The organism is Arthrobacter sp. MDB1-55 (assembly GCF_059092925.1).
Genome location: NZ_JBNHID010000003.1, coordinates 67736 through 94423, shown reverse-complemented (window position 1 = coordinate 94423; position 26688 = coordinate 67736). Strand labels below are relative to the sequence as shown.

Genomic DNA, 26688 nt, shown 5'->3' with positions numbered 1-26688 from the left:
AGATAAGAGCGATTCTCGCTCGGCGCGGTTGAATCCTCATCCGCCGACTCTATCCCGCTGTTTCCTACCGCTTGTACCCCACCGCCGGGATGCACCGACCATTACCGATACCATTAGGGGTCAGTCTTTGGGAACAGGGGAGCCATTCGCTTGAGTACGCAGAACTATTACGACGACGACGCCTCGCCTCGTCCGGTTAAGAGGAAGCACCCTGTCCGAAACGTTCTTCTGGTCCTGCTCGCGTTCGTAGTGATCGCGGCGGGAATCGTCGCGGTGTACACACTTAGCCTTGCGAACTCGTTCAACTCCAAGACGACCACCATCGAGACGGCGTTTCCTGAGGAAGCGACGCGGCCGACCCGGGCCGCTGCCGCTGAAGGGGCAATGAACATCCTGCTGATGGGAAGCGACGAACGAGCCGCTGATACGGGCGCCGACGCGGCGCCCGTAGGCGCGGATGGCGGGCGCTCCGACACGATGATGTTCATGCATATTCCGCAGGACAGAGCGAACATCTACGTCATGTCGATCATGAGGGATACCTGGACTGCGATTCCCGGCCACGGCGAGCACAAGATCAACGCGGCGATGTCTCTTGGCGGGGTGCCGTTGGTCGTCCAAACTGTCGAGACAATGTTCGATGCACCGATCGATCACGTCGTGATGGTGGATTTTGAGGGTTTCCAAGGTCTCACCGATGCCTTGGGAGGCGTAACCGTCAACAACCCGGTTGCTTTTCAGTCCCGTGGCAGCGAAGGCGAGTTCTTCGAGCAGGGCAACATCAACCTGGACGGCGAATCTGCGTTGAAGTTCGTTCGTGAGCGGTACGCCTTCAGCGACGGTGACTATCAACGCGTACGCAATCAGCAGCTCTACATCAAGGCTGTTATGTCGGAGTTCCTCAGCCGGGAAACGCTCACAGACCCGGCCAAAATCAGCCGCATAGTGGACGAGATCTCGCCCTACCTGAGCGTTGATGAGGAATTCGACGCTGGGACCGTCGCATCGCTGGCTCTCGGCATGCAAAGTATCCGGACCAACGATGTCGAATTCTTCACACTCCCAAATCTCGGCACCGGCAGCTCCGCCGACGGTCAATCAATCGTCATCAAGGATGATGCGGCGATTGCAGAGATAGCCGGTGCCCTGGACGAGGGTTCGTTGGGGGAGTATCTCGAGTCTGCAGACCCCGCGGCAGCCGGGTCCTGAGGTCGCGATGAGAATTATCTTCGCGGCGGTTATCTGCCTGCTTATGGTGTCAATGCCTGCGCCGGCCTTGGCACAGGAGGACGGGCCGCGTTTGATACTCCCGGTGGTGACACTGCCGTCACAGCAGCCGGTTCCCGCTCCGACCTCAGACCCAGCCCCTTCGCAGGAACCCGCCCCGGACCCGGCGCCGGCGCCCGCCGAACCTCCCGCGCCGGCACCAGCGCAGCAGCAACCCGTCCAGCAGCCGGGTCGTGCAGTCGACCCTGAGACAGGGTTCGCAATTGACCCGGTGACCGGATACCTGGTCGAACCCCAGACCGGGTTTCTCATAGAACCCGGAACGGGAAACCTAATCGACCCTGCAACATACTTCTATACAGATTTTCGTTTGGACTTTGAGACTGGGGCCGTCGTCGAGATTGAACCCGAGACCGACGAGCCCACAGATGAGCCTTCCACGGAGGAACCCGAGCCGTCGCCGACTGCGACGACACACAGCGCCACACCGTCCCCATCGCCTTCCCCGTCAGCCACCACTGCAACGCCCAGCCCCACTGCAGTTGACTCAGAAGCGACGGCTGACCGGGACGAAGTTTCGGTTGGAGCACATCCGATCACGCGCGCACTGGTCATTCTTATGCTTATAGGTTTGGGAGTGCTCTACTACGCCAAGCTGCGCGGCAGTAGCCGACGCTGACGGGTCTTTAGTAGATCAGTAAGCCTATTCTTCTGGTGCGGCGAGCACATTGATCTCGCTGCGCGCTCTGACAGCGATTATTCTCATCGGGACTAGCACTCTGCCTATTGCGCTCTTGATGAGATTGTCAACTATCGGCTTCGAACGGTTCATCGCGAATCCCTTCTAACGGTCTCACTGAGGTAGTAAGCCTACTTCGCTTATTGTGAAATCATTGCCCGTATCGGGTTGATAGTCGCACGATTGTTAGACTGTCAAGAGGTCCCACGCGATTTAGCGTGAAATGTCAGGAAATGAAGGGGGGATCTGCATTTGCGTGTGTTACTTATGACGCACTCTTATTCGCCTGAACACAGCCCCCCACAGCGCCGTTGGACCCAGTTCGTCCAGTCGTTTCGGGCCGCTGGTTGGAATGTCGACGTGGTGGCGCCAGTAGCGCACTCACCGCATGGGCGTAGGACCCTGCCGAAGAAATTAGCAGGACGCGCGTTCAGAGCTGACACCGGCGCGTACGGAGAGATTGTCCGCCGTGTTCCCTACCTTTGGCACCCGACTACGCGCATCGGCCGGCTGATGAATCATCTCTTTTCGGCCGGGATGAGCATCCCCGTCGCCGCACTTTGCGCAAGGCCTGACGTCGTTATCGTGACAGTACCAAGCCTGCCGATACTCGGCGCTGGGTATGTGGTGGCGCGCATGCTCAAGCGACCGCTAGTTGTTGATATGCGGGATGCCTGGCCGGATATCGCCCGCGACGCTCGCCTGATCCAGGGAAGCGCGAAGAGCATCACCGAGCAGGTGATTATGGCGATCCAGGCCCGCGCTAATCTGGTGGTGACGGTGACGTATGGTTTCGCACGGACGTTGCGCGAGCGGGGCTTGAAGAATGTAGCGACCGTCAGCAACGGCGTGGACATCGACCGGCTGGAAAAACTGGACCCGGTCCCGCTTGAGAAGAGCCGGTTGGACGTGCTGTATCTGGGAAATCATGGTGAAAGTCAGCATCTTGATATTCCCATCCGCGCGGCAGCACTCGTCGGGGACCGAATGCGCCTCACAATGGTGGGCCACGGCGTGCGGCGGAATGAGCTGAAGGAACTCGCGGCGGGGCTCAAGGCCCCAGTGGAATTTCATGATCCCGCGTATGGTCCCGAAGTGATCGAGTACTACCGTCAAGCTGACAGTTGCATTGTGGCGCTGCGGGACGATTGGAAATCATTCGAAACAACTGTGCCCTCCAAGACCTACGAGGTCCTTTCGATCGGTCGGCACGTGACTGGGATGGTCCGCGGTGAGGCCAGGAAGATCCTGGAAGACGCCGAAGCAGGCCATATCGTGAAGGCCGACCCCGACGCGCTCGCCGAGCTCTGGCGGCTTCTCGCCGATGATCGCACCCAACTGCAGGTGAACGGCAGCGGGCGCCTCTGGGTGCAGCACAATGCTCATGTGCATACGCTGGGACAGTCCTACATCGACCTGCTTGCTGAAGTTGCGGGCGGCGGCCCGCACAGGTGAGCCTCCTTCGCAACGCCCGACTTATTGCTGCAACTGTGGCACAGCACTTGGGCGACGATCCCGTTTTGCTTGCATTGCAGATATTTCGCCGTCTGCCTGCACGATTGATGCATCCGGCGGCACATGCCTTGCGCCTCCTTCCGGGCCCCGTTCCACAAGCGATGGGAGCCCATCTCCTCGGAAATTATGACGTACGCAATCGCGTACTCGATAAGGCATTGAAGTCGAAATTATCGAGAGCGAAGGCAGCCCGGCTGGCGGAAATTGCTCTGGCTGCCAACGAGCCGGAGAGGTGCGATCGCTTACTCGCCCAAGCAGGTTCAGCATCAGCCACCCGTGCCCGGCGCCGTTGGTATGACGGAGACATGACCGGCGCAATCGCCGAACTCTCTACTGCCGGTCAACTTAAGAAGGCACAGCGCCTGCAGAGTGAGTTGCGGGTTTTTCAGGGTTGGTCCCCGAAGCTCGAAGCGGTTCAAGGGTACAAGCCGAAGAGGAAGACGGTTCTTCACATTCTGACAAATTCCATTCCACACACGGGGAGCGGGTACGCCCAACGATCCCACTCAATATTGAGTGCCCAGTCACAGCTCGGATGGTCGGTGCATGCAGTAACGCGGTTGGGTTACCCCGTGCAGATCGGCAAATTTCTCGCAAAGGATCAAGACGTGCTGGACGGCGTCAATTACCACCGCTTGCTGCCCGGTACCATGCCGACGGGCTTTGACGAGCGTCTGCAAGCTCAGGCGGAAGCGGTTTTGCAGCTCGCGTTGATTGTAAGACCAGTCGTCCTTCACACCACAACGCACTTCGTGAACGGACTGGTCACTCGCGCAGTGGCTGACGCTCTTGGTATCCCGTGGGTGTATGAAGTGCGCGGAAACCTGGTGGACACTTGGGCATCCACGCGTAGTGATGCGGTTAAATTTAGCGAGCGATATAAACTCTTCACTGAGTGTGAGGCGGCTGTGACACAAAACGCGGCCCTAGTGGTTACTTTGGGCGAGGTCATGAAGCAGCGAATCCTGGACGCGGGCGGTGTCCGTCGCGAAGTCCTGCTGTGCCCAAACGCCGTTGGAGGCAAATTCCTGGACGAACCTATGGAACCAAGTGCTGCTCGTGAGCTCCTTGGGCTGCGCGGGGACGGTGTCTTCGTCGGATCAGTAAGCAGCTTGGTGGATTATGAGGGACTGGACACGCTCATCCGGGCCGTTGCACTTTTGGCCGATGACCGTCCCAACTTGCGGTGCTTGATAGTTGGGGACGGTGTCGCGGCACCGGGACTAGAGCAACTTGCCCGGGAGCTGGAAGTCGACTCCCGTGTCACCTTTACCGGTCGGGTACCGCGCGAGCAAGCCCACCTGTACCACCAAGCGCTGGACGTGTTTGTGGTGCCGCGAAATGACCTTGAAGTAACGCGAACTGTAACTCCGCTGAAGCCTGTGGAGGCCATGGCTGCAGCCCGACCCGTGGTGGTTAGTAGACTTCCGGCGCTGTGCGAAATAGTGACCAGCTCAGTGACGGGCCTCTCGGTTGAACCGGGCGACGTTGCGGCGCTGGGTCGCGCGTTGATGGCGTTGACTGATGCTCGCGGTGCGCGGGTCACTCCCGCGGCTATTGCCATGGGAGCAGCGGGACGGCAGCGTGTACTGGCAGAGCGCACATGGGCTCGTAACTCACAATCCATCGTCGACGCGTATGGCAAGCTAGCCTGCTGATGGCCGATATGAACTCACCCATATCGCTGCCAGATCCGGCAGGTGTTCGCTCTTTGCCGATCGACACGCGGGGTCTGATTCGGGTGGGAGCCCGGCCGGGATTCATCGATTATTTAATTCAATTGTGGGAACGTCGTCAATTCATAGTTTACGATGCGAAAGCGAAGATTCAGAGCGGAAGCCGAAAGGATCGTCTCGGCAGCTTTTGGCTAATCCTGAATCCGGTGCTGAACGGTTTAACCTACTTCCTCATTTTTGGCTTGCTTCTCCAGACGAGCAGGGGCATCGATAACTTCATCGGGTACCTGGTCATAGGTGTTTTCCTCTTCCAGATCTCTTCGCGTTCCATATCCAACGGGGCTAGATCACTTCAAACAAATCGATCGATAATAAAGGCGTTCACATTCCCTCGGGCGACCCTACCCATAGCGGCTAACATGCGGGAGCTCCTCGCAGCAGTCCCCGTCGTGATAACGATGCTGGTCATCATCCTTCTCCTGCCACCAACCGAGGATATTACTTGGCTTTGGTTTCTTCTGCTCCCCGCTCTTGGACTCCAGATCATGATGAACCTTGGACTTAGCCTCATCTTGGCGCGGATAGTCTCCCACGTGAATGACTTCGCACACCTGATCTCGTTTGGACTTCGACTATGGATGTATGGGTCGGCCGTTTTCTTCTCCTATGACAGGTTCATTGGAAACGACTTCTTGCTTGCTTTGGTAAAGCTCAATCCTCTCTTCAACGTGTTGGACATCGCACGGGATTGCCTCCTGTACAGTCAATTGCCCACCTGGCAGTCCTGGGCGATTCTTTCAGCTTGGGCGTTGGCATTCATTGCATTTGGCACCGTTTTCTTCTGGCGAGGTGAGGAATCTTATGGTGCCGAGTGAGTCAACAGTGAGCACTTACATGCGGGCGCGTCCCACAGTCGTCATCGACCGGGTGAGTATGAGGTATCAAGTCACCTCGTCAAGCGAGCGCAATACACGACCAGTCAACCGATTAGCATCGCGATTACGGCGGGGAAGGTCGACGGTTACTGTGCGGGCGCTGAATGAGATGTCGCTTGTTGTGAACCATGGCGAGTCCGTGGGAATCATCGGTAGGAATGGTTCTGGCAAGAGTACTCTCACCAGGCTAATCAGCGGTCGAACGCGTCCAACTAGTGGCTCTGTATACGCATCAGATATTCCAGTGATGTTGGGCGTTAACGCAGCGCTGATTCCTGAACTTGCGGGAGATCAGAATGTCATATTGGGCTGTCTGGCCATGGGTATGGATCGTAGAACAATTTCCGCGAGATTCCCTGACATCGTCGAGACTTCGGGATTAGGCGATGCAATCTATCTTCCTATGAAGTCGTATTCTTCGGGTATGGCGTCACGGTTAAGGTTCGCAATCGCCACCTCGATTGACCCCGAGATCCTCCTCATCGATGAAGCGCTGAACACAGGAGATGCCCAATTCCGAGAGCGAAGCAAAGTTCGAATTAGTGAGTTGCGGCAGGAAGCAGGGACTGTCTTTATTGTCAGCCACAGCCTGAGCACCGTCGCTGACATGTGCACGCGGGCAATTTGGTTGGACAAAGGGGACCTACTGATGGACGGGGATGTAGGTACTGTCACTGAGGCGTACTCGCGCTTCACCTCCTTACTATCAAAGGGAAACGACGCCTCAGCTGAGGAACTACGCAGAGCTGCGCGCGAGAGTCTGATCGCCACGCAGGTGTTGGAGCGGGTAACGGGTAGGCGAAGTGCGTGAGAGGTGCCCCGCGCTTCTGGGCGTTGCGGTCGTTCGAATGGGCAACCAGGGCGACGTCGCTCGTACGCAACATGTCTCACGTTGGGCAAATGACTAGAAGGGGAACCGAATGAACAAGATCACAAACGTTGCTGTAATAGGACTCGGATATATAGGCCTGCCCACCGCCGCGATCCTGGCGACTAATGGGTTGGATGTAACCGGCGTGGACGTCAACGCGGAGACTGTTGAAGCGGTCAACAGGGGAGAAGTACCCTTCGTTGAGCCTGACTTGAGCGTGCATGTTGCTGGAGCGGTAAGCCAAGGTCATCTGTCTGCATCAGCAGAAACTCCAAAAGCGGAGGCATATATCGTCGCCGTGCCGACCCCGTTTTTGCACGACAAGAGCGCGGATTTGAGCTACATCGAGGCTGCAGCTCGCGGCATCGCGCCTCAACTCGAAGGTGGAGAGCTTATTATCCTCGAGTCCACGTCCCCCCCAGGAGCTACCCAGTATCTTGGGGAATATCTGATAGATCTTCGGCCAGATCTATCACTCGACGGCAAGGATGGTAGGCCCGCGATTCTCCTCGCGCACTGCCCAGAAAGAGTATTGCCCGGACGAGTGATGATTGAATTAGTGACGAATGACCGGATCGTCGGTGGTATCACGCGAGAGGCAGCCATAGTTGCAAAGCACCTTTACGAGGTGTTCTGCCAAGGCGCAATTCATCTGACTGATGCAAAGACTGCAGAGATGGCGAAACTGGTTGAGAACTCCTATAGGGATGTGAACATCGCCTTCGCAAACGAGCTATCCATTATCAGTGAGAAGATTGGGGTCGATGTTTGGGAACTCATCTCGCTGGCAAACCACCACCCGCGCGTCAATATCTTAAAACCTGGCCCGGGTGTTGGAGGGCACTGCATTGCCGTCGACCCTTGGTTCATAGTCGCTGCTGCCCCCGATGAATCCCGGCTGATCCGCGCGGCACGGATGGTCAATGACGACAAGCCAGAATACATTCTTGACCAGACATGTGCTGCGGTTGCGGCGACGGGTGCGACGGCAATCGCGGCCCTCGGGCTAGCCTTCAAAGCGAACATTGATGATCTCCGCGAATCTCCAGCGGTCGACATCGTTGATGCCTTGAGTTCTCGACTGCCGGAGGTCGCTGTTAATGTAGTCGAGCCTCACATTCGGGAGCTTCCGTCCCGCCTGTCGAATGAAAACGTTCAACTCATGTCCCTCGAGTCTGCGCTGTCGGATGCTGGAGTCCTCCTCCTTCTCGTTGACCATGATGATTTCCTCGAAATACCGAGCGAATCGCTATCGCATGTTCAGATCATCGACACTAGGGGATGTCTAAGGACGAGCCCAGAGGTCGCAGAACTGGTGGCTCGGGCTTGATCAGCTGAGAGATGCGCGGTGGTGAATAAAGACGTTGCCCTGAAGTAGGAGAACTGTGAGAGATTTACGCAAGATTAAATTAGGCAAATGGACCAAACTTCTCCTGATAAGCAGCGCTATTTTCATCGTGACTTCATTGGGGCTAGCGGTATTAATTGGTGGAACCTCACCGGCTGGTAGCGTCTCTTCGCTGGTGTTTCTTGCCCTAGCGCTTATGATTTTCTCGCTTGGTGGGCTAGTCGAACTGCGCTCGAGATTCATTCGTTCCTCCCGTAAACAATCAGCGCTTAATAATGGCGCCCTCCTCCGGCAGGAGAGCGATATCCGGTCGATTCTGGATCAGGAGCGCGCTTGGGTTCGGGACGCACTCAAGAGGGTCGACACTCAAGGTCTGATGCGCTCTCTTCAATCGGCTATTTCTCAGCAGGATAGGGAGAGGCGCGCAACTAATCGTCGGATAGTTCAACTGGCGGTAGAAACGGGTGCCTGTAAGGGGCTCTTCACTGAGACTGAACTGCTGCAGATCGTGCCCGACATGATTCAGGATGACCCACTGACCGCCTTTTGGTTGCTAGACCAAAACGGCGTGCTTCAGCTGCTTCCACTTACACCCCGGCGCAGGTTGTCAATCGAATTGCGTTCTCGCGGCTACTTGGAGAAGAGCCTGATGGTGCTCGATAGCATCGCATCAGTCACCCGAACGGAGCGGGACCTCAGCGCACTCGCCAGCCGGCAGTCCGAACTCGACGTCCTTCGTGGGAATTATGCTTCGAAGCTGCAACCGAACGGTACCACGCTAGAAACGATCCCCGGGCATGTCCTTCACATCGTAGGAAAAGCGTTCCCGAAGACAGAGTCTGGTTACACTTTGCGGACGCATTACACTGCGCGCGCGCAACGGGACATTGGCTTTCAAGTCTCGGTGGTAAGCCAGGTAGGTGAGAATTTGGAGCCCGAGCAATCCAATTGGGAGACGATCGAAGGCGTGACCTATTACACGCTCGCGGGGTCCCCGAGGTCAGGTCGATCGTATTCTGATTGGCTTGATGAAAATATCGAGGGGGTGCGAGAGGTGGTTGAACGCGCACGTCCAGCCCTTCTGCATGCCCATTCGGACTTCTTCAATGCCATCACTGCTCAAGCAATTGGTAATCATTTCGGTATTCCGGTCATCTACGAGAACCGCGGTTTCTGGGAAGAATCATGGCTCTCTCGCACCTCCCAAAAGTATGGTATCGAAGACTGGACCGATATTGAGCGCCGGTGGGGAATGCCGGATGCCTATACGTTACGCCGGGATCAAGAGGTGGAGCTTAGGTCTTCAAGCGCGCATATCGTCACGTTGGCTGAAGTGATGAAGGGGCACATATCTCAGTCTGGTTACCCTGCTTCGCAGATCAGCATCGTCCCCAACGCGGTGAGTGTTGACGATTTTCCTGTTCTGACTGACGAATCTGACGATTTGCGCGAAACCTATGGCATTCCCGCTGGCGCTATAACTGTCGGCTATATCTCTTCGATCGTCGAGTACGAGGGTATTGACACCCTCATTGAGGCATTTTACGACTTGAGGGAGCACGTGTCCGAGGATGTGAGACTTGTAATCGTCGGAGACGGTCCTCACCTGCTCAAACTTGAAGCGCTCAATGCTCGACTCGGTGCAGCGGGGGTGACGTTCACAGGACGTGTACGCCATGATGAAGTCCTGCGATATTACGGTCTCATAGATATTTTCGTAGTACCACGACGGCCTTCGAAGGTGTGTCAGCTTGTGACTCCGCTCAAACCATTCGAGGCGTTCTCTACAGGTCGCACGGTTGTGATGTCCGATGTAGAAGCATTGAAAGAGATAGCTGAGGACTCAGGAGCGGCCACTCTATTCACTGCGGGTGATAAAGATTCGTTGTCGGACACTTTGCGCGGACTCATCGCTAGCGAGCAGCAGCGCAAGTCACTTGCACACGACGGTGCTGCTTGGGTTCGCTCGGAACGAACGTGGGCATCTAACGCGCAACGCTACGCTGAGGTCTACGCCAACTTTGAGGTGTTGCCCTATACCGCGAACGTCGTGCTGGCCGAAGCAGCCGACAAGGTTGACTACGAGGAACTTCAACGATGGATTTTGGCCCGCGACATCTCCGATTACATTCGGTGGTTCGACACTGAAACTGGAGCTTCTCCGGAAGAGATCGAAACTGTTGGATGGACTCTAACCGGGTTCCCCCCGGTTCCACTTTCCCTGCCACTAGACTGGGACACCCTATGCACCACTAACCGATCCTGGGCTTTTCACCTGCACGCCTGGGAATTCATGGATCCGATGGTGCGGGCCTATATGGCGTCGCGAGATCTGCAACTGCTCGAGTGGTGCTTGGATCGGGCTCTCTCATGGCTCGATACTTACGTAACTCGCGACTCCGGTCGGGACGACAGTATGGCTTGGTACGACATGTCGCTTGGGCTGCGCTCTCCGCGTTTGGTCGGACTGATCGCCCTTGCGTTCGACGCGGGAATTGATGCCTCTGTTGTCCGGCGTTTGCTACTTGGTGCATTCAAACACCGCCACGAGCACTACCTCGATAAGTCATTCAACCCGCGAACGAATCATGGTTACTACGCTGCGGTTGGTCAGACAGTCCTGGGACGCACCTTGCGGCCGCTGGTCGGAATGGCAGAGCTAGAGAGCCAAGGGGAGCAACGCCTCGGAATGATGGCTGCGGCTCAATTCAAGGAGGATGGTTTACATAGTGAGCATTCACCTGATTATCACCGCATGGTTCTCCGGTCTTTCGAGCTCTGTATAGAGCAGGGCTTGATTCGCGATCCCGAAGTGATTGAACGAGTGGAAAAGGCTGCTCATGCTCTTGGCTGGCTTATCCAGCCAAATGGGCGACTCGTTCAATTCGGTGATACTCCTGAACGCGTGATGAGTTCGAATAGAGCTCCGCTTTCGGCAGACGATAACACCAACTTCCTTATATCTAACGGCAGTGTAGGCCGCCCGAACGATAAGACCTTGGCGGTTTACCCCCACGCTGGATATGCGTTCGTGCGGCAGCCGCAACCCATGCAGGCATCGGCCTTCGATGGGTCTTCTTATCTTGCTTTTTCCTCTGCGTTTCATTCGCGGGCGCACAAGCACGCGGATGACCATACTTTCGTTTGGTATGACCGCGGTGCCGAAATATTGGTAGACGCCGGTCGGTTCGGCTATGGGGAGTTGCTACCGATGGACTCCCCACTCCGGTCGAAGGGCTACTACTACAGTGCTCCCGAACGACAGTATGTAGAGTCGACCATTGCTCATAACACCGTCGCACTGGACGGTGAGAATCACGAGCGTAGGCGGCGAAAGCCATTTGGGTCGGGTCTAAGGGACTGCTACCAGGAGGATGAGATCTATGTCCTCACTGGTGTTGTCGACCACCCCGACTGGAGCCATCATCGTCGGCTGACGTTCCTCCCGGGACGATGGTTGGTGGTCGAAGACGATATTGCCGACAACAGCGGACAGCCACGAGACATGCGTTCTTGGTTCAACCTAGCCGGCAACTTCGATTTGGAAGTGTATGACAATACAGTGAAGGTATCGTGCGAGGATTGGGACGAACCGTTGTGGGTCGCCAGCGACGCTCCGGATGGTTTGATAGTGCCCGTACGAGGCCAAACAGACCCGCTTAGGGGTTGGAGGTCGGTACGTGACAGAACGATGACCGAGACCTGGTCATTAGGTTTCGCTGCGTATCAGGAAACCGCAGCAGTGCTGACTACGGTTTTCAATTTCGGAGAATACCCTCTGCAAACGGATCCGCGCTGACTTCAGGGCACCGCCGCCGTGCAAATTGCGACTACCGCCCATGTTCGCGGTGTCCCGGTCCCCGATCACCAGACCTCGGACCTGCCCGCAACTGCGGCATTACCGTGCTGGCATGCCAATTTGCGGACCTCGCAGCCAAGGGCGGGGTCGGTGCGGCGGTGAGAACTCGCCCAAGGCCGACCTCGTTCGAACCGGCGCAAATTCCTGCGGCGACAACGCGTCCTCAACTGAACTGGATGTGCCGGGCGAGGTGGCCAACCGGGTGCGGTTGAAGTTGCGAGCGCCGCGGTGCTCGTGCAAGCAGTCCGGCCATGATTGATGAGCCCTTCCGGGAACCACGACCCGGACCCCGGGCGATTACACAGTTGAGGCCTGCACCGCCGACGAGGCCGGGTTCCTCGACCTCAATGGAGGTACTCGGACCTTGCTGGTCGAAGCAGCCACCACGGGCGCCTAGCGTATGAACGCGAGGATGGCCGAAGCCCTCACCCTGGCCGCATCCTGCGCCACCCCCGTGTCCTCGGAACGCCGCGCTACAGACGTTTTCGCGCGGCGACCTATCCTCAATACTCAACGCCTTCACCAGCCGTCCACCACACACGCTGCCAAGGAGAACCGATCCCTGACCCAAGGCACGTAGCCTGGTACAAGCTGGGGAGCACAGAGGAGGCAGCTGAATAAGCCAGCTCAAACGACGATCGCTCCGCCGGTGCCAGTCCGGAATCTTAAGAAGCGCCCTAGGAAATCGATTTGTTCCCGCTATACGAAACATTGCAGGTCAGGAATCTTTGGATAGCTCCGTTACGTCTGAAAAGAGTGATGAACGGAGATGAGCCGCGGCAAAATGAGTGCACGCCAGTTTCTCAACGACAGGTTTCATCTCCCAAGAAACATCTCCATACCTTTACGTACTTCTTGCATGTATTCGTCCGGTGGTGGTACACGGTGCCCGGGGCCGAGGTCAGGTGTGTACACCCGAAGGTTGCCTGCATTGTTCGAATTCTCGAAAGCAAACTTCAAAGGTAAGAAGTGCTCTTGAAAGTGATGGTCGTCACCCGTGTTCTGAATCAGATATACGCGCCGGTCGAAATCAATTTCCTCGAACCGTTGGATTACGTCCATACGCGAGGCCAGATTGGGGTCGTCCGAAACACTGGAACGCCCAAACAGGTTTTGATGAGCCTCTTCGGCGATTCGGGGGGCGTACCTGTCGATTGTTACCTGAGGGTTGAACGCGACGACGGCCGACTCAGGTAAGTAGCTAGATACTTGAAGAGCTGTGAATGCACCTCCAGAATTGCCTACGAGAAGGACTTTCGATGCTCCTGTTGACCGAGAAATCCCAACTATTGTCTCAGCAATCTTTGCATGCAGGTTCAGATTCTCCCGGCCGGCGTACCATGACAAAATCATGTTAGCGTCCAGATCAAGACACGGATCCGAGAAGAATGCTAGGGGGCCGCGCTTTAGTGTCTCCATTGACCGCATTCGTTCGAAGCGAGGCATCGTATTTCGTACGCGGTCGGTGGCGCCGTGGAACATCACAGAGAGGATTGAGCCAGAGCTTTCAAAGTTTAGATAGGACGGCAGTACAAGCTGACCAAAATCAGTCGTCCAAATGTACCGGCTGGGCGTCGTTTCGAAGTGGGTGGGGACCTTCGTTCCAGTGACCAGGGGAACCCCATAGTATTCGTGATGAACGGCGACATCGTTACTCCAGTTAACGACGGGGGTTCTCTTCTGCTGTGAAACAAGGCCGCAGCGGTTTACTAGATCCTTGTATTCGGATCCAGCCAGATCAATAAGTGCGGCGCCCAACCCATAATCGCGGTACCCGACGATTTCGTGTTGCTCGATAAAGGCTAGTAGATTCTCTATTCCCTGACGCCTAGAGCTGATAGTTCCGTCACTTGAACGAACTACATTCTTCGCGGTCTCGATAGCCGCAATGGCCTTCAGTTCTAGATCTTGTGAAGCATTCGCATCACGCCCACCGTGAAGAGCGCCATTTCGAATCGCTTCTGCGATTTCGTCGGCGGGGGACTCGAAAGACCCAACCCCCGCGCCCTCAGGAGTAACCACTAGCTGTTCTCGATGAGCTCCTTTTGTGACTAGAACGGCTACGCTTCCACCGTCCATCGGCACTCTAGACACGTCGAGCGGGTTCTTTTTGCTTACCTCGCTAATCAGGACGATGAGACGTGTGCTGCGCGCATTGATACGGACGAATATCCTTTTTCCGAGCAGCGCGTCCTCTCTAGCCGTTTGCCGGATGGGCTCGACTCGGACTTCGATTGGTTGATTGAGCCACTCAATAGCTATCTGTTTTCCATTTTGATGGATTACGACGCCGGAGCCCGTCACTTCTACTTCAGCGTCAGGGGGCACAACCCAGTTCTGGGTCCCCACGTGAGCCTCAGTACTCCTGAGCTGATCGATCACTAGTAGGTAGTCGCCAGACTCTGAGTAAATGACACGACGCCTGAACTGAACAGGACGGTACGCAAGATCGTTCAGCACATACTCTCGTGACCGCATCGCTCGCCGGATGCGAACAATTTCTGACTTTCCATGCGGCCTATAACGATAATTGTCTATCTCGATAGTGTTGTGGAGATACCGTTTGTCGGCGTTGCCATCCTTGAACGCTAGATGCGAATTGATGTCGGTAAGCCATTGTTCGCCGTTAGTGAAGAAAGTAAGTGCTCCGTTGTCGGGGCGCCGGCCTTCCGTTCGAGCATCACCATAGCGAACCGAGAAGAAAGTCTCGTCCTCAGCCGCCCGCTCTGTCTCTCCCCAGCCACTTCTGCTGAAAATCCAGCCGGACGAGGCGATGAAATCTAATTCTGGCGGGGGATCTCCTTCCGCTCCCGCGGTAAGAGCATAAGATTCAGTCCTGGTTCTGGGGGGAAAGACGTCCCACTCATTTTGGCCATCGACGCCAGCGAGGTACCCATCTGGTCGGGTGGCATGTACCAACAGGTCGCGCGCCCCGGTGAGTCTCTGTTCCCACGCGGAATATTCTTCGAAGCAGGAGCGGAACTTTACGACCGTGTTGAGCCACATTTCGGCAGCTCGAACTGCGTGCCCGGGCGATGCACCCTGCGGAAGGCCCTTCTCATCGACGAACGTGTTCAGAGCAAGCCTGAGAAACTCACTGATACGCTTTTGCGGGTTTGGAAGCACGAAGGAACACAAAGCGTGCACGCTGAGAATCTCTTCGAGGTAGGCGCCTCGACCGGCTTTGATTCGATTAGAAAAATACTGGAGGTGATTCTCGAGCGCCCCATGTAATGTTTCGACGTTCGTTGCTGATGGCATATTGGCGGCGAGACCACGCGCGATCACCTCGGCTCTCTGAAGGGCGGGGATAAGCCCCCAAGCGCTCTCCGGCACTTTCCCAGATTTTTCTGCTGCGCACCAATCAGCTACGATTTCTTCCCAAAGATGCTTATCACGCGAATGGGTGGGCTCATTCCTCCGGAGCACATCTACCCAACGCAGCGAATTCAATTCCATCTGCCACAGACGATCACCATAAGGATCTGATATCCATATTTCGGAGGCGGGTAGATCCCAAAAGGCACCTCGAATCCAAGCGCTCCGTTCGTGGAGTCTGACCGCCTGCTGATCATCTGTACGGCGAGCCCGCAAGAGTCGCAATTGATCATCTAAAGCGTTGCGCAGATCATCACACATCTCTAACTGAAGCCCTGTCATGCCAATGCCCGATTTTTGGCTGACGATATAACCCTATTGAGCCGAGACACATGCTCCGGAAGAAAATCAATCCATATTGCACGGTTGAACCAGGATTCATGAGAACCAACTGCTTCGTTTTGATCGACGAGTTGCAGAAAGTGTGTTAGCCGCTCGTTCTTCAGATAACGATTCCATAGTTTAGGACTTTGAATTGTATGGCGGAAGTACTCAGCATCAATATGCCAAGTACGCAAACCCTTATTGTTGGCAACCTTACTTTCCGCCGCCTGCGCTTTATAATACGGGACACCGTCCCATTCAGGGATCGCAAGCTTTGCGAGGGTCCGTGGAGCTAGTTTATCAATGCGTTGCTGAACCGTCAGGTCATACGCTGCTCGAATGTACGCGGCCGTTCCAAGCAGAACAGTGCTTGTCGTGTTAAGAGATTGATTGTGCCACCGTCGCAGTTTCTCCCTTAGGTAGAAGACATCAAGACTCGCTAGCCCACTCTGCCCTGCGCTGCTTGCCTGCTCGTATTCCTCGTCGAAAAAGTCCGGCAACAGGGAGTGCGCGAACTCGGTTGGTACGTTTCCGGAGTACACGCGCTCGAGGCGCTTGAGCGGATGCGGCAATTTAGAGATTTGCTCGGTGAGGCCCGGGCGGCTGTAAAAGTATCCGTGTGTTATCTCGCCGTTAGTTCCGCCAATCGAAAGGGCGGCGGCAGATGCCGGCGGGCGAACGTTGGTCTTCATGTTCGTCGGGGCTGCGTCGCCGTCCCACATATCGAAGGCCTTCGCGAGGCGTTCTTCGATGGGCATCGTTACACCTGAAGGTTTCGGCTCGGTGACACGGTGGGTTATGCCTTGCGCTTGGAAATCGACCCGACCCGCATATATGTCAAGCAACTGGCGGGCAATCTCCACCTCTCTTTCGAGCACGCCCAGCGTAACTACGTTCGCGCTGCTTCCCCCAGACAGCCACAGGCCTGCCGTCATTCTTGAGTCTTGGCCACCGCTCAGGTAAACGGTCGGAGTCTTGTGGCTCAGGTTGTCCAAGTTTCTTGCTACTACCCGAGACTGTCGAACTGTGTCCGCGAAGTCCACTGGCTGGTCCCTTGCGCCCACAAGTTCCCTTAGCGGAAGGTAAGTTTCGCGCGTAATCGATCCGTCTTGGCCTACGTTTATGCGTGCAGCGGCAGGCACTCTCTCGATTCCCACAAAAGGAGTTGAAGAACCACTGAACCACCCGAAGTTTGCGAACTTGCCCACAGCGGCATCGTCGATTTGGACTTCTTTCTGAAGAAAGAATGAAACCATCCCGATATGGTTACTAATTGCTACGAATTCGTCATTCTCCACCATGTAGCAGCGTCCGAATCCAAGGATATCTGTCCAAACCTCAACTCCATGATCTCGCCGTACGCGGTAGCCGAAATGATTGATCAAGAACTCGTTCTGCTGAGCCCTTCGCACCATCGCAACGATAGTTTGTGACCAGGTAGATGATGTGACTTCTTGGTTAAGTGGAACCGGTGGTTGAGAGAATCCGTATATCTCACCGTTCTCCTCCAGCCAAGTCGGCACCGTCCAAGTACGGCCCATGCGGTTGGCGTTGAAGGCGACCATGCCAGATGTTCGATGGATAGCGTTCTTGTCTGACTCGCCAAACACTTCGTCGACATGTGCAATAGCTGAATCAGCCAGCGTCGGCAATAATGCTCGACCTTTGACATTTCGTGCCACGCAGATGAAGTTTACGTTCACTTTCCACCGTCTCTTCTAATCTGTGAGCATTGCGGCGCAGACTTGAGCGCATTTCTTTACGTGTTCTAAATAGTTACAGCTTCGCTACCGGCGATGTTGGCTGGCGAGGGAAGTTGCGCTCGGCTGACTTTCCATCCAGCAACGAGTATGCTGCGGCCAGATCGCGAATATGCGGAGCGTTGGCAGTCACGTTCAACCCTCGGTTGATTGCACGCAGAATCTCCAGTTTTACGCCATCTACTGACGGTGCGTTCTTTTCATTGCTCATTACTATCTCCCTCTGCTTGAGTATTAGGTGTGTTCACGCTGAGAAATCAACTAGTCGATGTCCAAGTCCAACGAGTTGATTGATGGCCGCGATTGTTCTGACGGAGGCAAGCCCATCGCCGTACGGGTTGACGGCATTGGCCATGGAATCGAAATGCTGCTGGTCATTGAGGAGGCGGCGAACTTCTGCGACAATACGATTCTCGTCAGTGCCGATGAGCGTGACGGTGCCGGCTTGAATGGCTTCGGGCCTTTCCGTGTTGTCACGCATCACGAGGACGGGCTTCCCGAGACTAGGCGCCTCTTCTTGGACGCCGCCAGAATCGGTCAATACAATGTGAGAAACGCTAAGCAGGCGGGTGAACTCACCGTAGCCCAGGGGCTCCGTCACGATCACGTTCGTTTTTCCCTCGAGCGAGGGGAGGACTGCTTCTCGAACCGCAGGGTTCTTATGAACAGGTAGCACGATAACAAGCTCCGGTTCGTCGTCCGCAATGCGGGCCAGAGCTCTTCCGACCCCTCTCATCGCATCACCCTGGTTTTCACGACGGTGGGTTGTTACGAGCAGGATTCGGCTTCCCGCTGCGGCGAGCTTCTCAAGCCGATCATCGATGAACGGAATCTCCTTTTTCACCGTTGAGAACAACGCATCAATGACTGTGTTGCCGGTGACTACTATGTCAACTTCCGGCACTTTCTCGGCAAGGAGATTGGTTTTGCTGGTTTGTGTTGGCGCGAGGTGCAGGCTAGCAATCTGAGAAGTGATTTTGCGATTCGCCTCCTCGGGGAAAGGGGAGAAGAGATTGCCAGAACGAAGACCCGCTTCCACATGGACCACTGGAATGCCGTGATAGAAAGCGGCGATCGCTCCAGCGGTAGAAGTGGTGGTGTCGCCCTGAACGATCACGGCATCAGGTTTGGAGGCGCTGAATAGTCGGTCCAACCCATCTATGGTCTTAGTCATTATCGAATTCAGCGTCTGACGTTGCTCCAGGATATTGAGGTCGTGATCCGGGATGATTCCGAACAGATCATTCACCTGATCCAGCATCGCCCGGTGCTGTCCTGTCACAGTCACTACGCAGTCGAAGTGTTCCGATTCCTGAAGAGCTTCTATGATGGGAGCCATCTTGATGGCCTCGGGACGGGTGCCATATATGGGCATGATGACAGGCAAGAGCGCTCCCTCACTACTTGATAAGTGACTACGCCACCCTATCCCAGCAGAACCAGCGCGAGAATTAGCGTCGGGATTGCTACTACGACTAGCACAGATAGAATCAGCGCAATCGCCCGCTTGCGGCGATACGAGGGTGCATGCGCGGTTTGTGTAGTCACTAAAGCAGGAGCGTCCAGCTCACCGCGGGACTGGTCGTTTGCAATTTCTCCGCGACGGCGACGCTCAATTGCCCTTGTTAACCCGGATGCCCCCTGACCTCTCGCACCAGGATTCATATGCCGTGCCGCGGGCAAGGAAGACTCGTGATCGGCCAAGCCGCAAACCTCCGCATCTCCTTGCCCCCGGTTCTGCACCACTATAGTGAATGGATTCGTAAAGCCACGTCAATCAACAAGGTGCGCGACTCTGCGATGTCGGTGTGCCGGTTGTTTTGGTTGAGCCAGCTTGGCGGCCAAGGGAGTGAATCAACCTGCTGAGTCGCAGGACATTGCCCCGACATGGCAAACTAGGTAGTCGCGTGCACTAGCCCGGGAACGCCGGGCGCACGCGGTCCGCTCTGGTGTAACGGCAGCACCCCAGCCTTTGGAGCTGTGGAGTATAGGTTCGAATCCTATGGGCGGAACGGCAGGCCAGCAGGCGTCAGAGACAGGCAAGGAGCGGCCCCTTACGTGAGCCACGAGAACCAGTCCACCCAGGCGGAGTCAACGCCTGCAGCAGTGATAGTTCTGGCAGCCGGAGCCGGGACCCGAATGAAGTCCCGGACACCCAAAATTCTTCACCGCCTCGGTGGCACCTCGATGGTCGGGCACGCTCTCGCCGCCGCCCGTGGGCTCGCTCCAAAAGAGCTCGCTGTGGTCGTCCGTCATGAGCGGGACCGCGTTGCCGCACATGTCGTGGAGCTGGATGCCGGAGCGCTCATCGTGGATCAGGACGAAGTCCCCGGCACCGGACGCGCCGTCCAGGTCGCGCTCGACGCTCTGGATGCGCGACTCACAGTTGAGGGAACCGTCGTCGTTACCTACGGCGACGTCCCGTTGCTTGACACCGCAACTCTGCAGGAGCTTGTTCGGACGCATGAAAAGGAAGCGAACGCTGTAACTATCCTCACGGCAGTCCTCGACGACGCCAGCGGATACGGACGTATCGTCCGTGCCGAAGACGGCACCGTAATAGGCATAGTGGAACACAAGGACGCGACCGAGGAGCAACGCGGAATCACGGAGATCAACTCCGGCATCTACGCGTTCGACGCTGCAGTGCTCCGCGAAAGCCTCACCAGCGTTGACTCGAACAACGCACAGGGCGAGATGTACCTGACGGACGTTCCGTCCATTGCGCGGAAGGCAGGCGGTCGCGTAGCAGCGGTCATCTCCGCGGACCGCTGGCAGGTCGAGGGCGCGAACGACCGCGTCCAGCTTGCAGCGCTCGGAGCCGAACTCAACCGGCGCACACTCGAACGGTGGATGCGTGCCGGCGTGACCATCGTCGATACCAACAACACCTGGATCGACGTCGATGTCCAGCTTGACGAGGACGTCACCATCCTGCCAGGAACTCATCTCCACGGCTCGACGCAGGTCGCAAGGGACGCAGTTGTGGGCCCTGACTGCACTCTTACCGACGTCGTCATTGAAGAAGGCGCCAAAGTGATCCGCACACATGGCAGCGGTGCGCGCATCGGTGCCGGAGCATCAGTGGGGCCCTTCACCTACCTGCGTCCGGGCACCGTATTGGGGGAGTCGGGCAAGATCGGCGCCTTCTACGAGACCAAGAATGTCACGATCGGTCGCGGCTCCAAGCTCTCCCATCTCGGCTATGCCGGCGATGCGGAGATTGGCGAGAACACCAACATCGGCTGTGGAAACATCACCGCTAACTATGACGGTGTGAACAAGCACCGCACGGTCATCGGCAGCGAAGTGCGGACTGGCTCCAACACCGTCTTCGTTGCCCCGGTATCCATCGGTGACGGCGCTTACACGGGCGCGGGCGCCATCGTACGCAAGGATGTTCCTGCCGGCGCCTTGGCCATCGTCGCCGCGTCCCAGCGGAATCTGGACGGTTGGGTTGAAACAAACCGCGCCGGTACTGCCGCCGCCAAAGCTTCCTCATCAACGACAACATCAACGGAAGAAAGCGATCCTTCATGAGCGAGATCACGGCACGCGGGGAAAAGAAGCTGGTCCTCGCCTCGGGCAGGGCTCATCCGGAACTCGCGGAGGAGATTGCGAAGGAGCTTGATACTGAGCTTCTGCCGGTCTCCGCGTACGACTTCGCAAACGGCGAGATTTACGTACGGTCGGGCGAGAGCGTACGCGGCACTGACGTATTCGTCATTCAGGCACACCCTGCACCACTGAACAACTGGCTGATGGAGCAGTTGATCATGGTTGACTCGCTGAAGCGCGCCTCAGCGAAACGCATCACCGTAGTGTCTCCGTTCTACCCCTATGCTCGGCAGGACAAGAAGGGCCGCGGCCGCGAGCCCATATCCGCACGGCTGGTTGCTGACCTGTACCACACAGCGGGGGCCGACCGTCTGATGTCCGTCGACCTTCATACTGCTCAAATTCAGGGCTTCTTCGACGGGCCGGTTGACCACCTCATGGCGATCCCGCTTTTGGCGGACTACATTCGAGGCCGAGTTGACGCCGACAACATCACCGTGGTCTCACCCGATACAGGACGAGTCCGAGTTGCTGAACAGTGGGCTGAACGCCTTGGTGGAGCGCCGCTCGCCTTTGTACATAAGAGCCGGGACCTCACGGTTCCGAACCAGGCGGTATCGAAAACTGTAGTGGGTCAGATTGAAGGCCGTACGTGCGTGCTGATCGACGACATGATCGACACCGGTGGAACCATCTCCGGGGCCGTGCAGGTACTGAAAAACGCCGGAGCCAAGGACGTCATCATTGCGGCGACGCACGCCGTGTTCTCTGATCCTGCAGCTCGCCGTCTGGCCGAATCAGGGGCGCGCGAAGTTGTTGTCACCAACACCCTTCCGATTGGACCCGAGAAGCGTTTCCCGCAGCTAACGGTTCTCTCGATCGCGCCGCTGATCGCGCGCGCCATTCGTGAGGTCTTCGACGATGGATCGGTGACGAGCCTTTTCGACGGCAACACCTGAGCCGTCACAAACTGGGGAGCCGACCGGCGTTACTGCTGGCCGGCTTCCTTATTTTAGCCCGTGTAGCTAAAGCCTCCGCAGCTTCTCGGTCAGTGCGAGCCGGATCGTGGGCCACTCGCCGTCGATGATCGAGAACACCACCACGTCGCGGACGGTGCCGTCCCGCCACAAGTCGTGATTGCGGAGAACGCCGTCCTGCTTGGCGCCCAGTGCGGCAATGGCACGGCGGGACTGATGATTGTGCCAGTGGGTGCGGAACTCGACGGCGATGCAGTCCAGCGTCTCGAAAGCGTGGGTGAGCTGCAGCAGTTTCACCTCCGTGTTGAGGCCGGTGCCCTGCGCGCTCGGAGCAATCCAGGTGGAGCCGATCTCCAGGCGCCGGTTGTCGGCTCGGATGTTGAGGAAGGTCGTCATTCCGATTGCGCGGCCGTCACTCATCCGGCGGATGGTCCACGGAACTACTGTGCCGGCGTCGTGCTTGTCCAGGCGGTTCTGGATCTCCTCAGCCATGCCGGCAGGGGAGGGGAGCCGGGTGTACCAGGCTTTGTAGAGGTCGTTCTCGGCTACAGCGTCCGCGAGATCCTTGGTGTGCTCTATCGCCATGGGCTCGAGAGTGGCGAGTTCGCCGGCGAGGGTCGGGATCGAGAGGAAGTCCATAGCGAAAGGCTACGACCCGGTAAGTGTTTCCAGGACATTAAGCGCAACGGCGGTTCCGTTCTCCTTTCGCATCAGCTCGCCAGTACGCGTCGCCTGCTTCCTGTACTTCCCTGCCTGCGCCAGGGCGCCCGTCAGCCTCTCCACGGTGAGCTTCCGATAGGGGATCGGCCCAGGACCGAGGCCGCGCTGATGCAGGAGGTGTCCCCAGAACGGCTGGTCGGCGATGAAAGGCACCACCACAGACGGAATGCCCGCCCGCACTACGGCATGAACAGAGCCTGCACCTCCATGGTGGATCGCAGCGGAAGCATGCGGCAGGACGGCATGGTGGTCTACTGATTCCCTCACCAACAGGTCGCCGCCGCTTCGGGCTTCAGTGGGAACGTCGATTCCTCCCCAGCCGCTGGCCACCAACACCCGCAGACCGTTCCTGCGAGCCGCCTCGACAATTGCGTCACCCCGAGCGCTCGCGTCCCCGGCCTTCATCGAGCCAAACCCCGCGTAGACAAAGTCGCCGCCCTCCACGAAATTCTTCAGTTCCCGATCGATGTCTTCGGCCGACGCGGAGTGTCCCGTCCAGTGACCCGTCAGATGCACCGAGGCCGGCCAGTCTGCAGGCCGGTGCAACAGCAGGGGACTGATTGGAATCAACGTTGCCCGCGGAGACGTGACAGACCGTGGTGCGGACGGAAGATCTTTAACGGCTGCCGCAAGCTCCTTCTTGAACATCAGCGTCGCCACGTTCGCCATGCTGTAACTCGCTTTGTTCAGCGGACCCAGATTGCGGGGGATGAACGGGGCCGGAAACTCACGGGTTGGCGTCGACATCGGAATGGTTTCCACCAGGGCCGAGGGAATTCCCAGCCTCTCCGCCGCGATCGGAGCACTCAGGACTTTCGGGTGGTACACCACAACGTCCGGGGCGAAGTCGGTGATGAGTTCCACAGCGGTCGACAAAAGTCGGCCAAATGACGGCCGGACAACAGCACGGAATTCCTTGGCCGCGAGGCCCGGTGAAACGCCGTGGTCGCTGATGAACTGGGCGAAATCAATACGGAGACTGACAGTATCGAGGCCGGTAGTGTCCACCCCGGAGTTGTCCGGGATGGCAGTCCGGACCTGGTGTCCCCTGCCAGCGGCCGCGCGTGCCAGAGCAATGAACGGTTCCACGTCGCCGCGGGTCCCGGCGGTCAGCAGCATAATCCTCATTGCAGGTACTCCATTGTCCAGAATGAATAGGGCTCAGATAGGGCTCAGCATCAGGCGGCCACGTCCCGCCGGCGGAGGAACAGCGCTGCCAGCGCAGCACCGGCAGCAGCAACGACGAACAATCCCCATGCCTCGGCCTGGTTGAAGGATTCCACCGGCATGGCAGAGGTGTGCCGGAACGGACTGGCGTCCTGCAGCCACTCCGGCAGACCGAACAGCCCCCCGAACTCGCCCAGCACAAGGCCCGCAGCGAGCACCCCCCAGCTCAAGGCGATGCTGAGCCGCGGAACCAGGGCAAAGGCCAGCGCAGCCGCGGCGAGAAACACCAGGGCGGCCGGTACATGCGCCAACGCAGCCGGAATCAACGACCAGGCAGGCCCATTGCCGGTGCCGGACAAGCCCAGGCCTACCGCGGCCGCAACACCTGCTGTGGCGGACACCAGAGCCGCGGACACGACCGCGACCAGCAGATTCGCACCAAGCCACCGTTGCCGGGAAGCAGGGGTGGACATCAGGAGCTCGGCCCTGCCCTCCGCTTCCTCGGCCCGCATGCGCAGGACGGCCTGAATGCCCGCCGCCGCGGCGAAGACACCGACGATGCCCAACAGTGCCGTCACGAAAACATCAACCAGCCCGCTCTGCCCACCCGGTGCAAGCCGGGCCAGAAGGTCGCGCAACTGTTCCACTCCGGACGCTGTCTCAGACACCAGCGGGCCAAGGGCCCCGGCCATGGCCCCCAGGACGGCGGCCGCAACGCACCACCCGATGACGGCGGAACGCTGCAGGCGCCACGTCAGGCCCACGAAAGATGCACCCCCGAGGCCGGCCCGCTCCCTGCCGTTGCGGTGGGAGAGCAGGCTGGCACCCAGGTCCCGGCGTCGTCGGATCAACACGGCGAGTGCTCCCAGGGCAACGGCGGCAGCGAGCGGGACCAACAGCGCGGTCAGGTTGGCACTGGTGAACGGCCGCACCTGCTGACCCCAGCCGATCGGCGAGAAAAGCGCCGGCCAGGCGCTCGTCACGTGAAGCAGGTCTGCCGAGGGAGTGCCCAGAGCATCCCCGACGCCGCGGACAAGATACGCCGCACCGACCAGGCCCGCAGCCGCCCCGTTAGCGCTCCTGCCGGTGGGCATAACCTGGACTACGACGGCCGCAACGCAGGTGAAAAAGAACCCCACCACCCCGACGGCGGTCCCGGCTGCAAAAGCCCCGTCCACAGGCAGCCCGGCAGCGGTGAAGGCAACGGCAACAACGATGACGAGCACCAGGTTCGCCATAGCGCCAAGCACCAGCGTCGCGGCGAGGCACGCCGTCCGCGGAAGAGGCACGGCACCGAGAAGTTCGGCCCGTCCCAGCTCTTCATCCGCACGCGTATGCCGCACCACCAGGAACGTGTTCATCAGGCCGGCCAGGACAGCCGTGAACGCGTACCCCTGGAAGAACACCACCGCACCCACGCCGGTCCCGTCCGGCAGGCCGCGGAGAAACAGGAACGCCGGATTCGTCGCTGCCAACTGGACGATGGCCGCCCGCGATGCCTCATCGTCGAACTGCGTGGCGACGGCGGTCGAGGTGACAAAAGTGAGCAGGGCGATGCCCAGAATCCAGATCGGCAGGGTTACACGTTCCCGCCGGCCCTGAAAGCGGACCAGCCGCAGCACGCCCGGCATTACACAACCTCGCCCGTGCTGCCTGCGCTGCTGTTGCTCGTGGCGGCATTGCTGCTCGGTGCCGTCCTGCTGCCATCGCTGTAGTGGCGCAGGAACAGAGACTCCAACGACGGCGGAGCCACAGACAAGCTGCTGATTCCAGGCTCAGCGATACCCGACAGAACGGCACCCAGATCTCCGGCGTCGGCGTCGAACTCGACCGCGCCGGAACCCACACTGACGCCATGGGCACCGCTCAACGCAGCCACGCGTGACGGGTCGGAGAGACCCGTCACGCGGAAGTGTGTGCGTTGAAGGTGCCGCAACTCGGTCAGTGTGCCCGATTCCACTGCGGCTCCGGAGCGGATGATGGTCACCCGGTCGCACAGCTGCTCGACTTCACTCAGGATGTGGCTCGACAGCAGAACCGTGGCCCCATCGCGGCTGACGCGCTCGACCTGGCGGCGGAACACGGCATCCATGACCGGATCCAGGCCGGCGCTCGGCTCATCCAGCAGGTAAAGGGGTGCAGGGCGGGCAAACGCGGCTATGAGCGCCACCTTCTGCCGGTTGCCTTTCGAGTAGGTCCGGGCCTTCTTCCGCGGGTCGAACTCGAATTCATCGATGAGGTCGCGGCGCAGCTGCTCGTCGCCGCCGCCGCGCAGCCCGGCGAGCAGATCGATAACTTCACCGCCGGATAGGTTCGGCCAAAGGCTCACATCGCCGGGGACGTAGGCGATGACCCGGTGGATTTCAACCGGATCCGACCAGGGGTCCAACCCGAAGACCCGGGCGGTCCCGGCCATAGGACGAATGAGGCCCAGGAGAATGCGCAGAGTAGTGGATTTGCCCGCTCCGTTCGGCCCCAGGAAACCGTGCACCTCTCCGGGTGCGACGCTGAGATCGAGGCCGTCGAGTGCTCGGGTTCCGCCGAATTCCTTCACCAGGCTTCGGGCTTCAATAACAGGTTGTGCTGGTGCGTTCATAGCCGTAACTCCTAGCTGGTACCACGAACGCCCGCGGC

At 58.1% G+C, this 26688-nt stretch carries 18 protein-coding genes and 1 tRNA gene; 11 read left to right on the top strand and 8 right to left on the bottom strand.

What is annotated here, in order from left to right; translation table 11 throughout:
• Positions 1–150: 150 nt before the first annotated feature.
• The 8 genes from AC5RU3_RS12010 to AC5RU3_RS11975 all read left to right on the top strand — a co-directional run bounded on the left by AC5RU3_RS12010 (position 151) and on the right by AC5RU3_RS11975 (position 12110).
• Positions 151–1209: an LCP family protein gene (locus AC5RU3_RS12010; RefSeq protein ID WP_493965684.1), complete on the top strand. Its 1059-nt coding sequence runs from the start codon at positions 151–153 to the stop codon at positions 1207–1209.
• Between the two features lie 388 nt (positions 1210–1597).
• Entirely contained in the window at positions 1598–1906 is a 309-nt protein-coding gene (locus AC5RU3_RS12005; RefSeq protein WP_493965683.1) for a hypothetical protein, read from the top strand.
• 327 nt (positions 1907–2233) lie between these two features.
• The gene (locus AC5RU3_RS12000; protein WP_493965682.1) at positions 2234–3421 is read left to right on the top strand and encodes a glycosyltransferase family 4 protein; all 1188 of its coding nucleotides are present in this window, start codon (positions 2234–2236) and stop codon (positions 3419–3421) included.
• Between the two features lie 35 nt (positions 3422–3456).
• Entirely contained in the window at positions 3457–5139 is a 1683-nt protein-coding gene (locus AC5RU3_RS11995) for a glycosyltransferase family 4 protein (protein WP_493965681.1), read from the top strand.
• Positions 5139–6032: an ABC transporter permease gene (locus AC5RU3_RS11990; RefSeq protein ID WP_493965680.1), complete on the top strand. Its 894-nt coding sequence runs from the start codon at positions 5139–5141 to the stop codon at positions 6030–6032. Before AC5RU3_RS11995 ends, AC5RU3_RS11990 begins: the two co-directional genes overlap by 1 nt.
• The gene (locus AC5RU3_RS11985; RefSeq protein WP_493965679.1) at positions 6019–6903 is read left to right on the top strand and encodes an ABC transporter ATP-binding protein; all 885 of its coding nucleotides are present in this window, start codon (positions 6019–6021) and stop codon (positions 6901–6903) included. The genes AC5RU3_RS11990 and AC5RU3_RS11985 overlap by 14 nt, the downstream gene beginning before the upstream one ends.
• Before the next feature lie 109 nt (positions 6904–7012).
• Positions 7013–8293 (top strand): UDP-N-acetyl-D-mannosamine dehydrogenase, encoded by a 1281-nt coding sequence (wecC, locus tag AC5RU3_RS11980; RefSeq protein WP_493965678.1) that lies wholly within the window; start codon positions 7013–7015, stop codon positions 8291–8293.
• Positions 8294–8348: 55 nt separating this feature from the next.
• On the top strand, positions 8349–12110 hold the full coding sequence (locus tag AC5RU3_RS11975) for a glycosyltransferase (RefSeq protein WP_493965677.1): 3762 nt from the start codon (positions 8349–8351) through the stop codon (positions 12108–12110).
• Positions 12111–12986: 876 nt separating this feature from the next.
• On the opposite strand, the gene AC5RU3_RS11970 is transcribed toward AC5RU3_RS11975, so the two are convergent.
• From AC5RU3_RS11970 to wecB, 4 genes are all read right to left on the bottom strand, one after another.
• Positions 12987–15830, bottom strand: a complete 2844-nt coding sequence (locus tag AC5RU3_RS11970) for a heparinase II/III domain-containing protein (RefSeq protein WP_493965676.1) — start codon at positions 15828–15830, stop codon at positions 12987–12989.
• Positions 15827–17554 carry a hypothetical protein gene (locus AC5RU3_RS11965; protein WP_493965675.1) on the bottom strand — a complete coding sequence of 576 codons (1728 nt, stop codon included), beginning with the start codon at positions 17552–17554 and terminating at the stop codon, positions 15827–15829. Before AC5RU3_RS11965 ends, AC5RU3_RS11970 begins: the two co-directional genes overlap by 4 nt.
• A gap of 94 nt (positions 17555–17648) precedes the next feature.
• Positions 17649–17843, bottom strand: a complete 195-nt coding sequence (locus AC5RU3_RS11960) for a hypothetical protein (protein ID WP_493965674.1) — start codon at positions 17841–17843, stop codon at positions 17649–17651.
• A gap of 33 nt (positions 17844–17876) precedes the next feature.
• On the bottom strand, positions 17877–19019 hold the full coding sequence (gene wecB / locus AC5RU3_RS11955; protein ID WP_493965673.1) for a non-hydrolyzing UDP-N-acetylglucosamine 2-epimerase: 1143 nt from the start codon (positions 19017–19019) through the stop codon (positions 17877–17879).
• 553 nt (positions 19020–19572) lie between these two features.
• On the opposite strand from wecB, the gene AC5RU3_RS11950 reads away from it, so the two are divergent.
• From AC5RU3_RS11950 to AC5RU3_RS11940, 3 genes are all read left to right on the top strand, one after another.
• Positions 19573–19644 (top strand) — tRNA-Gln (locus AC5RU3_RS11950).
• 46 nt (positions 19645–19690) lie between these two features.
• Complete coding sequence (gene glmU / locus AC5RU3_RS11945; protein ID WP_493965672.1) at positions 19691–21172, top strand: bifunctional UDP-N-acetylglucosamine diphosphorylase/glucosamine-1-phosphate N-acetyltransferase GlmU; 1482 nt, start codon at positions 19691–19693, stop codon at positions 21170–21172.
• Positions 21169–22149 carry a ribose-phosphate diphosphokinase gene (locus tag AC5RU3_RS11940; RefSeq protein ID WP_493965671.1) on the top strand — a complete coding sequence of 327 codons (981 nt, stop codon included), beginning with the start codon at positions 21169–21171 and terminating at the stop codon, positions 22147–22149. Before glmU ends, AC5RU3_RS11940 begins: the two co-directional genes overlap by 4 nt.
• Before the next feature lie 66 nt (positions 22150–22215).
• Here AC5RU3_RS11940 and AC5RU3_RS11935 read toward each other — a convergent pair whose 3' ends face one another.
• The 4 genes from AC5RU3_RS11935 to AC5RU3_RS11920 are packed head-to-tail and all read right to left on the bottom strand — an operon-like array spanning position 22216 to position 26650.
• Positions 22216–22806: a GNAT family N-acetyltransferase gene (locus tag AC5RU3_RS11935; RefSeq protein ID WP_493965670.1), complete on the bottom strand. Its 591-nt coding sequence runs from the start codon at positions 22804–22806 to the stop codon at positions 22216–22218.
• A gap of 9 nt (positions 22807–22815) precedes the next feature.
• Entirely contained in the window at positions 22816–24015 is a 1200-nt protein-coding gene (locus AC5RU3_RS11930) for a glycosyltransferase (protein ID WP_493965669.1), read from the bottom strand.
• 50 nt (positions 24016–24065) lie between these two features.
• Entirely contained in the window at positions 24066–25685 is a 1620-nt protein-coding gene (locus AC5RU3_RS11925; RefSeq protein ID WP_493965668.1) for an ABC transporter permease, read from the bottom strand.
• Positions 25685–26650 carry an ABC transporter ATP-binding protein gene (locus tag AC5RU3_RS11920; protein WP_493965667.1) on the bottom strand — a complete coding sequence of 322 codons (966 nt, stop codon included), beginning with the start codon at positions 26648–26650 and terminating at the stop codon, positions 25685–25687. Before AC5RU3_RS11920 ends, AC5RU3_RS11925 begins: the two co-directional genes overlap by 1 nt.
• Positions 26651–26688 lie beyond the last annotated feature (38 nt).

Excerpts from the sequence above, each read along its gene's own strand:
- AC5RU3_RS11970 (WP_493965676.1), bottom strand. The coding sequence starts at position 15,830 with ATGACAGGGCTTCAGTTAGAGATGTGTGATGATCTGCGCAACGCTTTA.
- AC5RU3_RS11935 (WP_493965670.1), bottom strand. The coding sequence starts at position 22,806 with ATGGACTTCCTCTCGATCCCGACCCTCGCCGGCGAACTCGCCACTCTC.
- AC5RU3_RS11940 (WP_493965671.1), top strand. The coding sequence starts at position 21,169 with ATGAGCGAGATCACGGCACGCGGGGAAAAGAAGCTGGTCCTCGCCTCG.
- AC5RU3_RS11990 (WP_493965680.1), top strand. The coding sequence starts at position 5,139 with ATGGCCGATATGAACTCACCCATATCGCTGCCAGATCCGGCAGGTGTT.
- AC5RU3_RS12000 (WP_493965682.1), top strand. The coding sequence starts at position 2,234 with ATGACGCACTCTTATTCGCCTGAACACAGCCCCCCACAGCGCCGTTGG.
- AC5RU3_RS11920 (WP_493965667.1), bottom strand. The coding sequence starts at position 26,650 with ATGAACGCACCAGCACAACCTGTTATTGAAGCCCGAAGCCTGGTGAAG.
- AC5RU3_RS11925 (WP_493965668.1), bottom strand. The coding sequence starts at position 25,685 with ATGCCGGGCGTGCTGCGGCTGGTCCGCTTTCAGGGCCGGCGGGAACGT.
- AC5RU3_RS11960 (WP_493965674.1), bottom strand. The coding sequence starts at position 17,843 with ATGAGCAATGAAAAGAACGCACCGTCAGTAGATGGCGTAAAACTGGAG.
- wecC (WP_493965678.1), top strand. The coding sequence starts at position 7,013 with ATGAACAAGATCACAAACGTTGCTGTAATAGGACTCGGATATATAGGC.
- AC5RU3_RS11930 (WP_493965669.1), bottom strand. The coding sequence starts at position 24,015 with ATGAGGATTATGCTGCTGACCGCCGGGACCCGCGGCGACGTGGAACCG.
- AC5RU3_RS11985 (WP_493965679.1), top strand. The coding sequence starts at position 6,019 with ATGGTGCCGAGTGAGTCAACAGTGAGCACTTACATGCGGGCGCGTCCC.